Below are 3733 nucleotides of genomic sequence, written 5' to 3' on the forward strand. Positions count from 1 at the left end.
GCTTTCGCGGCAGCTGCGTGAGGAGCAAGCCATGCTTCTACGTCATCAGCGGTGCGAGGCAAGGCAATAGTGAGGTTCTCAGCTCCAGTGGCCGTGACCAGAATGTCATCCTCAATACGAACGCCGATGCCACGGTATTCCTCAGGCACGGTCAGGTCATCGGGCTGGAAGTAGAGACCAGGCTCAATCGTGAAGATCATGCCTTCCTTCACGATGCCGTCCATATACATCTCACGACGTGCCTGGGCGCAGTCGTGCACATCAATACCCAAATGGTGACTCGTGCCATGAACCATGTAACGACGGTGATGACCGTTTTCAGGCAGCAGGGCCTCTTCAGCAGTGACAGGGAGCAAGCCCCATTCAGCAGTCTTCTTCGCAATCACGCCCATGGCGGTGTTGTGAACATCGCGGAAGGTAATGCCGGGCTTCACCATGGCGAAGGCTGCATCAGCTGCTTCTCGCACTGCTTCATAGACCTTGCGTTGAATAGGAGTGAAGGTTCCATTTACGGGAAGGGTTCGAGTGACATCAGCTGTGTAGTAGCTATCGCGCTCCACGCCAGCGTCAATCAAGATGAGATCGCCGTCATTGACCACACCGTCGTTAGTCACCCAGTGCAGGATGCAGGCGTGGGCACCACTGGCAGCAATGGTGTTGTAACCGACACCATTGCCTTCCAAGCGAGCACGGGAGGCAAACGCGCCTTCTACTAAACGTTCACCGCGCTTATTCCCCGCAATCGCAGGCAGTACGCGAGCAATGTCAGCAAAGCCTCGGATGCTTGCCGCAACCGCTTCGCGCATCTCGTTGATTTCAAACTCATCCTTGACCAAACGCATCTCAGAGAGATCTTGAGCCAGGTCACTAGGGAGCTCTGTTACTTCTGCATCCTTGGCAGGAAGTTCATCCAGGTGGCGTGTGGCAATGCCGAGATCTCCAGCGACCTGAGTCAGTGAAGGGCGAGGGCCAATCCAAAACTCACCAATGTCGCTGTTGGCATAGAACTCGTCAGAGTCACGGCCGGCGCGCTCGCGGAAATACAAGGTGGACCCATGGCCAGATGCAGTGGGCTCCATCACAAGAACGGAATCGGGTTCGCTATCCGAGCCCCAACCTGTAAGCCAGCTAAAGGCTGAATCGGCACGAAAGTGGTAGAACGTGTCATTACTGCGACGCTTCATTACTCCGGCAGGAATCACCAGACGCTTGCCTGGGTATTTCTTGCTCAGTTCAGCACGACGTGCCGCAGCAAAGGAAGCTTGTTCGCGAGGGGCAGGGATTTCTTCAGCACGATCAGCCCACTGGCTAGAGATGTAGTGCTTGAAGGTGTCTGAACCGGGCGTTGTGGAGCGGTTTTCAGTGCCTTTGGGGACCTCGTGGGTTGCTTCCTCGGAGTTCATGCATCCAGTCTGGCACTGCTCGCTCAAGAAAGTGCTCGCTTGTCCCCAGTCAGGCATAGAGTGAAAGGGTGGAAGCATTCTTGAGAGCCCAAGGCCCTATCGACCTGCACCTCCACAGCAATGTCTCTGATGGCACAGGTTCGCCCACTGAGGTAGTTCGGGAAGCGCACGCTGCTGGCGTTCGCACCATGGCTCTCACCGACCATGACACCGCAGATGGCTGGGATGAAGCCCGCGAAGAGTGTCTGCGTTTAGGGATGACATTTATTCCTGGCATGGAGTTCAGCTCGCGTATCGAACACGGGAGCATCCATATCCTGGCTTATCTTGTGGACCCCAACTTTGCCCCTCTCGCGCAGGAGCTGGACAAACTTCAGAATGACCGCGAGAACCGCCTCCGTCAGATGACCGAGAACGTCGGTGCTGACTATGACATCACGTGGGAACACGTGATGGAACAGGTCGCTGCTTCAGGAAAGTCTTTAGGTCGACCCCACTTGGCTGATGCTCTTGTTGCACAAGGGATTATTGGGGAACGCGGCGAGGCCTTTGATGGCATCCTGTCGAAGAATGGCCCCTACTACGTTTCTCAATATGCCCTAGATCCCGTTTCGGCAGTGAAGCTCATTCGTGCTGCTGGCGGCGTTCCTGTGATGGCCCACCCCACCACGAAGGGTCGTGTTGCCCCGATGGAATACATCGATCGATTGATCGATGCCGGTCTGGGCGGCTACGAAATTGAACACCGCGAAAACATGGAACCGGGCAAGACGATTCTGCGTGAGATCTGTCAGGAACGTGGATTGATCATTACGGGATCAAGTGATTACCACGGCACGGGCAAGCCCAACCAGCCCGGAGAATTCACCACCGAGCCAGAAATGTTGGCAAAGATTATCGAGCAGGGAACTGGCGCTTCGCCGAGTTATCCTGCGTAGAAAGAACCTTTGCCTTTAACGCTTGAGGCGATGCTTTCAATCTTGCCGTCGCCGTAGGCGGCGACGACCTCTGAAATGACAACTTCGTATCCGTCATACCAGCGCTGAACGCCAGCTTTGGCGGTGAGGTGGTCGGGGAAACGAGAGAACTCCGTCAGAGTCTCTTTGTCCGCGAAGTAGTAAATGGAGTTCTTCACTCCACCTTCTGGGGCAAGCCAACGCTCAACGCCGAGGTAGCCAGGCATCGCCTGCACGAATTCTTCAATGGCGTCATCAAGTCGATAGAACTCGTCGTCATAGGTTCCGGGCTTGAAAATGAACTGTGCTGAATACATGTGTTTCTCCAACTACCCAATCAGTGCAAACTCGTTGGGGCCAATGGCAATCAGTGCGCAGTAAATAGCAAAGATGGCAGCAATGACGCCCAGAATCTGGAACTGGTGATCCATTGTGTAGTGGAACATTTTGGTCAACTGCACATTGCCTTTTTCGCCGCGAATCAAACGCCACAGTGGTGGAAGCAATACCGGCACCATCGCGAGGATATAGACCAAGAGAACCGTGGGGAGTTGAAGCCACCAGGGAATGCGCGCCGCAGTCACATCGTGAATAGCGGGAACCAGCATGGCGAAGCTCGTGATGTCTTTGATGCTCAGGGCAAAGGCAAAAGCAAAGAAGGTCACGGTCTTGGCTTTTGCTATGCGGTTAGTCAGGCCCTGTTCTGCCTTTTTTGCCAAGTCGCGGTGAGGAATAAATAACCACACAGCGACTCCGGTCAACACCACAGCAGCAGTTGCCCAGACAATTCCGCCAATGATGTCGGGGGAGTGTTGGGCAGGCTTGGGAAGCGTGGCAAAGCCAGCGGTGAGCAAAATACACGCCAGTAGGAACGCACTACCCGAACCGGATGCCACAGCAATGCTGCGACGAATCCACTTCGATGAGCTGGTTGAGAGCAGCTGAAGACCCAACAACGACGGAGTGAAGGAAGCACCGATGGCAAGCGGAATAACCCGCACCAACAGCGCTATTTCATCTTCGCCGATGTTCATGAACGAACTACTTATGCTCCGCCGAGACCTGGGCCACGACGACGGTTACGTGTGCGCGTGCGAGAAGGGTTGTTGCCGTCGTGGTGTTCTTCACCACGGCCGTCGTGAGCACCGCCGGCAACGCCGTGAGTGCCTTCGGGGCTGACGTGCTTGGGTGGGTTGTTCACGCGGCGACGGTTACGGTCACCCGAACCTTCACGCTTCTCGCCATCACGCTGACGGCCAGTGTGGCCCTCGGCGGTCTTGGTGGGAGGGGTGGACTTGAGGCGACCCTTGGCATCGGTAGGGATGTTGAGGTCGGTGAAGAGGTGAGGAGACGAAGAGTAGGTCTCGGTGGGTT

Annotated in this window: 4 protein-coding genes and 1 pseudogene; 1 reads left to right on the forward strand and 4 read right to left on the reverse strand. The window is 55.6% G+C overall.

Features of this window, described 5'->3' with window-relative positions:
- Positions 1 to 1403: aminopeptidase P family protein (locus Q0362_RS08985; protein WP_298122697.1), on the reverse strand; the 1403-nt coding region annotated here is incomplete at its 3' end.
- Between the two features lie 68 nt (positions 1404 to 1471).
- On the opposite strand from Q0362_RS08985, the gene Q0362_RS08990 reads away from it, so the two are divergent.
- Positions 1472 to 2341 (forward strand): PHP domain-containing protein, encoded by an 870-nt coding sequence (locus Q0362_RS08990; protein ID WP_298122699.1) that lies wholly within the window; start codon positions 1472 to 1474, stop codon positions 2339 to 2341.
- Here Q0362_RS08990 and Q0362_RS08995 read toward each other — a convergent pair.
- From Q0362_RS08995 to Q0362_RS09005, 3 genes and pseudogenes are all read right to left on the reverse strand, one after another.
- Positions 2329 to 2676, reverse strand: coding sequence for an antibiotic biosynthesis monooxygenase (locus Q0362_RS08995; protein ID WP_298122702.1), 348 nt, complete (start codon positions 2674 to 2676; stop codon positions 2329 to 2331). The two genes, Q0362_RS08990 and Q0362_RS08995, sit on opposite strands and share 13 nt — an antisense overlap.
- A gap of 12 nt (positions 2677 to 2688) precedes the next feature.
- Complete coding sequence (locus tag Q0362_RS09000; protein WP_298122704.1) at positions 2689 to 3393, reverse strand: hypothetical protein; 705 nt, start codon at positions 3391 to 3393, stop codon at positions 2689 to 2691.
- Between the two features lie 11 nt (positions 3394 to 3404).
- Positions 3405 to 3733, reverse strand: a pseudogene (locus Q0362_RS09005) (ATP-dependent helicase); the annotation flags it as partial.

Source organism: uncultured Aurantimicrobium sp., from assembly GCF_936931525.1.
In the GTDB taxonomy this organism is placed as follows: domain Bacteria; phylum Actinomycetota; class Actinomycetes; order Actinomycetales; family Microbacteriaceae; genus Aurantimicrobium.

What these genes read in the sequence shown, in the direction of transcription:
- Q0362_RS09000 (WP_298122704.1), bottom strand. Translation starts at nt 3,393, where the DNA reads ATGAACATCGGCGAAGATGAAATAGCGCTGTTGGTGCGGGTTATTCCG.
- Q0362_RS08995 (WP_298122702.1), bottom strand. Translation starts at nt 2,676, where the DNA reads ATGTATTCAGCACAGTTCATTTTCAAGCCCGGAACCTATGACGACGAG.